Source organism: Collimonas fungivorans (genome assembly GCF_028292705.1).
Classification (GTDB): domain Bacteria; phylum Pseudomonadota; class Gammaproteobacteria; order Burkholderiales; family Burkholderiaceae_D; genus Collimonas; species Collimonas fungivorans_B.
The window spans coordinates 1-6479 of record NZ_JAQGLV010000128.1 but is presented as its reverse complement, the minus strand read 5'-3'; the positions used below and the strand labels follow the sequence as shown (position 1 = coordinate 6479).

At 64.2% G+C, this 6479-nt stretch carries 4 protein-coding genes and 1 pseudogene; 4 read left to right on the top strand and 1 reads right to left on the bottom strand.

The window, feature by feature from the left end; translation table 11 throughout:
- Positions 1-126 precede the first annotated feature (126 nt).
- Entirely contained in the window at positions 127-453 is a 327-nt protein-coding gene (locus tag JWQ61_RS06185; RefSeq protein WP_304359754.1) for a hypothetical protein, read from the bottom strand.
- 484 nt (positions 454-937) lie between these two features.
- Between JWQ61_RS06185 and JWQ61_RS06180 the strand changes: the two genes are divergently transcribed.
- From JWQ61_RS06180 to JWQ61_RS06165, 4 genes and pseudogenes are all read left to right on the top strand, one after another.
- Complete coding sequence (locus tag JWQ61_RS06180; protein ID WP_304359753.1) at positions 938-1858, top strand: hypothetical protein; 921 nt, start codon at positions 938-940, stop codon at positions 1856-1858.
- Between the two features lie 273 nt (positions 1859-2131).
- Positions 2132-4525 (top strand): type I secretion system permease/ATPase, encoded by a 2394-nt coding sequence (locus JWQ61_RS06175; protein WP_304359752.1) that lies wholly within the window; start codon positions 2132-2134, stop codon positions 4523-4525.
- The gene (locus JWQ61_RS06170) at positions 4522-5766 is read left to right on the top strand and encodes an HlyD family type I secretion periplasmic adaptor subunit (RefSeq protein ID WP_304359751.1); all 1245 of its coding nucleotides are present in this window, start codon (positions 4522-4524) and stop codon (positions 5764-5766) included. Before JWQ61_RS06175 ends, JWQ61_RS06170 begins: the two co-directional genes overlap by 4 nt.
- Before the next feature lie 52 nt (positions 5767-5818).
- Positions 5819-6479 (top strand): annotated as a pseudogene (locus tag JWQ61_RS06165) (hypothetical protein); the annotation flags it as partial.

The window sequence follows — 6479 nt, the reverse complement described above, 5'->3', positions numbered from 1 at the left end:
GGACAGCGCAAGAACTGAAGCTTGAGCGGTAGTCCGCGTTAGATAAAAAACCCCGTCTTTTGCGAGAAAGACGGGGTTTTTACGTAGGTTTCGCTACACCAGGCCAGCCGGCGCGGCGGGGAAATCTTATGCGGCGCGCTGCTCGTAACGCCGGTTGAGAACGTCGATACGCTGTTCGGTCTGTTGCGCAAGCAGGGCGGCGGCAGCCATTGCCAGGCGCGTGAGCCGTTCCGTATCGGGTACGTTCAGTGCGGGCGGGCAGGCGGGGTCTTTTTCTTCCCTTGCCAGGTTGCTGGCATGCACCAGCCCCAGGCAGGTTTCTACGCCTTGCGTGATGTCCAGCGTTTGCGCCAGGAATTGCATGGTGGCGTCGATGCGCAGTTCTTCGGCCAGCCATGAGAAGGGCTGGTGGTTGGCGTGAGGGGGATTGAGCTGCGTGAAATTACTGGTCATGGCGATCTCCTGTTTATGGCAGTAAAGTCGCTTCCCGCTGCTAAACGGGGAGGCGGCAAATGGCAGGGTTAGCAGACCGGTACGAACAGGCAAACCGGCAGCCCGAAGGCTCCCCACCACCGCCGCCATTGAGGACGTGACAGTAGTGCGCACAAAAAAACCGCATGGCGCGGTTTGTGCGCTGTTCGTAAAGCAGGCTGCTAAACCTGGTCCCTGTTTTTTGCAGGGACGATTGACTATAAACGGTATTGAACCCGATGACAATCGTCTGTGCCCATCCGGAACGTCCATCGATCGCCTGCATCATTCCTCGAATTACGGATATTTCCTACAGATTTTCAGGATTTATCGCCAGGCTGCATCCCTCGTTTCTTACAGACTCTGGCGGATGATCTTTCTACAATCCCCTGTATATCGATCTGCAGTGAGCGAAGGATTTTTTTCGCCGCGGCAATCCCATTTTATGTAAAGGACGGACAGGGCAATGAATACAGTCAAACCACTCCCCGGCGACGATCCGCAGGGCGCGGGCGCGGCCGACATTGCCGCGCAACACATCCTCAAGGCTTACCACGCGCAAGACAGCCACCAGCCGGCCGTCGTCGCTGAAGACGGCATCGGCCACGACTACATCGCCGCCGACGGCAAGACCGATTACGACAGCGGTATGCTGGGCGATACCCTGGCCGCGCCGCTGGCGCCGGGCCAGCGCCACGGCCTGGCGCACGGGCCGCAGCACGGCGGCGGCCTGCAGGGCCATGGTTCGGGCTTGTTCAGCCACGGCGCCATGGGCATGGCCGGCGCCATGCTTGATGGCAGCGACAGCCAGCCCGGCGATGGCGGCAGCGATGTCGGCCACCTGGCCATGGGCGGCAACTTCGACAGCGGCGCCAGGAAGAGCGGCGACCTGTCCGATTACCACGGCGTGGAACACGGCGAGCAGGCCGGCGGCGGCGATGCGCCGGCGGCAGCAAGCGCCGCCTTCGAGCAGGCCGCCGGCGCGGCTGAGCCGGCGCCATACCATGCACTCAACGCAGGCATGATCCACGGCGGCGAAGCGGTTATCGATTTCAGCCATTTGTATACGCTGCCGCCGGCGGCGCTCCATGCGCCGGGCCATGAGGCCGGCGCCGGATCTGCGAGCGCCGGCGGTTTCAGCCAGCTCGCGCTCGACGATGTGCTGCAGCAGGGCAGCGACAGCCTGTTCCTCCTTGACGACACGGCTGCTGCGCCGGTCGACACCGGCGCCGTGCTGGCGCTGGAAGACTTGCTGGGCAACGCCGGCGACAGCGGCGACTGGACCGGCCGCGCCGGCAGCGAAGGCGCCGGTGTTGAAGTGCACCAGCATGCCGCTACCGCCATCGACCTGCTGTTGCCGCAGGCGGCGGACGAGCAGCCTCTCTAAGTAACCCTCAGTAGCCCTGGGCGGCTCCAGGCAGCGCTCGCGCCATACCACGCCGGCCCTTGCTGCGAGCGCCATCCAGGCGTCAGATTAATCTGACACGGATGCCGGATTTATTCCCCTTGGCCACCCGCCACACCCTACAGACCCCGCGTCTTTACCTCTCTACACTTCGGTCTGTGTCGAAGCTCGGTCATCCAGAAAGAAGTCTTTCGCGATCGGGCCCGTTGCGTGTTCCAAGCGCTCCGATCAATCCTATTTTTCAAGACAAAAATCATGTCATCGCAAACAATTCCTGAGTTGCAGCCCGAATTGCCGCCTGAGTCGCAGCCTGAGTTGCCGCCTGAGTCGCAGCCCGAGTTGCAACCTGAGCTGCAGCTCGAATCGCAGCCGCCCGAGCAGGCCGAAGCGCCGATCGGCGCCGGCGTGGTCGATACCCTGCTGGAAAGCGTCATGCTGCTGTGCGAATACTACGGCGTCGGCCGCAGCGCCGAGGCGCTGTGCGCCGGCCTGCCCAAGGGCCGTGTGCTGGAGCCTTCGCTGGCGCTCACCGCGCTGGCCAGCGCCGGCCTGACCGGCGGCCTGGTGCGCCGCCGCGTGCAGGAATTGTCGAGCCACCTGATGCCGCTGATCCTGCTGCGCAACGACCGCGGCGCGGCGATCCTGACCGGTCGCCGCATGGGCGAAGACCGCAAGCCGATCTATCAGCTGGTGATGCCGGAAATCAGCAACGAGATTGTCGAAATCAGCCTGGACGAGCTCAACAGCTGGTACGCCGGCCACGCCATCCTGGTCAAGCCGCAAGCCAAGATCGACACCCGTGCCGGCGAAGAAACCGAACGCCATGCCGGCCACTGGCTGTTCGTGACGCTGTGGCGCTATCGCCGCTTCTATTACAGCGCGGCCCTCGGCGCGCTGCTGATCAACGTGCTGGGACTGGCCAGCATCTTCTTCACCATGAATGTCTACGACCGGGTGGTGCCTAACCAGGCTTACACCACCCTCTGGTCGCTCGCCATCGGCGTGGTGTTCGCCATGATGTTCGAGGCGGTGTCGCGTTATGTGCGGGCGCACCTGCTCGACGTCGCCGGCAAGAAAGCCGACCTGGTGATGGGCACCACGCTGTTCCGCCAGGCGCTGTCGATCCAGATGGAGCACAAGCCGGCCTCCTCGGGTTCGTTCGCCAACCAGCTGCGCGAATTCGAATCGGTGCGCGATTTCGCCACTTCGGCCACCTTGTCGGCCGTGTCCGACTTGCCGTTCGTGATCCTGTTCTGCGGCGTCATCTTCATGGTCGGCGGCCCGCTCGGTTTCGTGCCGCTGCTCTTGATTCCTATCATCATCGGCATCAGCATCTGGATCCAGTGGCCGCTGGCGCGCACCATGCAGGAAAACCTGCGCGAGTCGTCGCTCAAGCAAGGCGTGCTGATCGAATCGGTGGAAGGCCTGGAAACGCTGAAATCGGTAGGCGGCGAAGGTTACATGCAGCGCCGCTGGGAAGCCTTCAGCGCCGCCGCCTCCAGCACCGCGATGAAGTCGCGCATGCTGTCGAGCATGGCGATGAACATGATGTCGTTCCTGCAGCAGCTGCAAACGGTGGTGCTGGTGGTAGCCGGCGTCTACCTGATCGGCGAAGGCACCCTGACCCAGGGCGCGCTGATCGGCACCGTCATGCTGGCCGGCCGCGCCGTGGCGCCGCTGAACCAGGTGGCTGGCCTGGCGGTGCGCTTCCAGCAAGCCAAGGCTGCGCTGAGCTCGCTCAACCGCCTGATGGCGATGCCGGTCGACCGCGATCCCAACATGGAATACCTGGCCAAGCCGCCGCTGAACGGCCAGCTGACCCTGAAAGACATCAGCTTCTCTTATCCGGCGCCGCCGATGAAGCCGAATCCGCAAGTGCTCAAGAATATCAGCACATCGATCAAGGCTGGCGAACGGGTGGCGATCCTGGGCCGCATCGGCAGTGGCAAATCGACCCTGCTGCGGCTGATGGCGCGCCTGTATGCGCCGGTCGGCGGCCAGATGCTGACCGACGGCCTGGACGTGTCGCAGATCGATCCGGCCGACTGGCGCAAGGCGGTCGGCTACGTCGGCCAGGAAGCGCGTCTGTTCTACGGCACCCTGCGTGAAAACATCATGATCGGCCGGCCCGATGCGCCGGCCGAGGAATTCCTCAGCGTGCTGCGCCTGACCGGCCTCGACGCCGTCGCCGCCAAGCATCCGCTGGGCATCAACCTGCCGATCGGCGAAGCCGGCGAAGGCTTGTCCGGCGGCCAGCGCCAGCTGGTGGCGCTGGCGCGCTGCCTGCTGGTCAATCCGCAGCTGATCCTGCTCGACGAGCCGACCAGCGCCATGGATACCCAGACCGAAGCGTTGTTCATGGAACACCTGGTGCGCGCTACCCGGGGCCATACCCTGGTGATCGTGACGCACCGGCCGTCGCTGCTGAGCATGGTCGAACGGATCCTGGTGGTGGACGACGGCAAGCTGGTGGCGGACGGACCGAAGCAGCAGATCATGGCTGCGCTCGGCGCCAATAGCGCTGCCAATGCCGCCAATGTATCCAACGTCGCAGGACCGAAGGCTGCCGCCGAGAAAAAACCGGCCGCCGCCCAGGCTTCCCTGCAAGCCGGAGTGAAAACAATGTCTGAACAAAAGGTAGCGTCATGAAATGGCTCAACAAATTCCGCGGCGATCAATCCGAGGCTGCCCTGCAGCCGGGCGACGCTGCCTTCATGAACGACCTGCGCGAATCGCTGCTGACGCAGACCACGCAGGGTTCCAAGGCGGTGCTGTACCTGATCGCCATCATCATGGTGATCGGCCTGACCTGGGCGCATTTTGCGCGGGTGGAAGAAATCACCCAGGGCGAAGCCAAGATCATTTCCAAGAGCCGCGAACAGGTGATCCAGAGCCTGGAAGGCGGGATCCTGGCCGAGATGGATGTGCGCGAAGGCGGCATCGTCGAGAAGGGCCAGATCCTGCTCAAGATCGACCCCACCCGCGCCCAGGCCAGCTATCGCGAAGCGCTGTCGAAACAGGTCGGCCTGGAAGGCTCGATCGCCCGTTTGCGGGCCGAGGCTTACCAGCAGCCGCTGCAGTTCCCCGACCTGGTCAAGAAAGATCCGGCCGTGGTGCAGCAGGAAACGCTGGCCTATAACGCTCGCCGCCACGCGCTGGACGACAGCCTGGCGGCGCTGCAGGGCAGCTACAGCCTGATCGCCAAGGAAATCGGCCTGGCCGAGCCGCTGGCGGCCAAGGGCCTGGTATCGGAAGTGGAAATCCTGCGCATGCGGCGCCAGGCCAACGAGCTCAAATCGCAGATGGTGGAGCGGCGCAACAAGTACCAGGCCGACGCCAACTCGGAACTGAGCAAGCTGGAGCAGGAACTGTCGCAAACCACCGAGAACCTGGTGGGGCGCGCCGACATCGTCGAGCGCACCACGGTGACGGCGCCGGTGCGCGGCACCATCAAGAACATCAAGGTCAACACCATCGGCGGCGTGATCCAGCCGGGCGAGCACATCATGGAAATCATTCCGCTGGAAGACCAGCTGCTGGTCGAAGGCAAGATCAAGCCGGCCGACGTCGCCTTCCTGCGGCCGGGCCTGCCGGCCACGGTCAAGGTCTCGGCCTACGAATACGGCGTGTACGGCGGCCTCAAGGGCACGGTCGAACTGATCAGCCCCGATACGCTGACCGACGACGCCAAGGCCGCGGCCGGACGCGACTCCACTTATTACCGGGTGCAGGTGCTGACCGACAGCAGCTTCCTGCAGGCCGGCGGCAAGAAACTGCCGATCATCCCAGGCATGACCGCCACGGTGGAAATACGCACCGGCGAGAAAACCATCCTGGACTATCTGCTGAAACCGGTATTCAAGGCGCGTGAAGCCTTCCGAGAGAGATAACGATCATGTCAAACAAGAATAAAGACGTAGCCCGCGAAGCGGGGAGCCGGCCATGAAGCGCCGTCCGATTTGCATAGCGATCGGTTCGCTGTGCCTGGCCGGCCTGCAGCCTGCGCATGCGCAGCTCATGGCGCAGCGGCCGTTGCTGGAATGGGCCAGCGAGGTCCAGGTGGCGACGCCCGCGGCGCCTGTGGTTGCGGCCACGCCGGTGACCCTGCTGCCGGCGAGTCCGCCGGTGCAGCATGTTGCCACACCAGCGCCGTTGCCGAAACCTGCGCCCGTGGTGCAGGCCGCTCCGGCCCGCAGCAAGCCTGCGGCGGAACCGGTGCGCGTTGCAGAAAACGTGTCGCATCTGCCGTTGCCGGCGCCTGTTGCAGCGGCGTTGATTCCGGCAAACACCCAGCCGGAAAGAAGCGCTGCGCAAGCCATGGCCGTACTGGCGAAAACCAAGCCAGTGCCGTTGCCTTTGCCTGCTCCGGCAGCACCCGTCATTCCCGTCGTAATCGCCGCCCCTGCGACTACGCGCCAGGCGGTCGCGCCGGCAGCAACGGTGGCGCCGTCCGCGCCGCCTGTGCCGGAAACACCGCCGGCGCCGACCCTGGTCACCCTGATTCCGGCAAGCGCGCCGCCGGCAACAGTTCCGGCGCTTTCCGCCAAAGCTGCCCAGGCGGCAAAGGCGGCTCAGATAGCTAAGGAAGCGCAAGCAGTCAAGG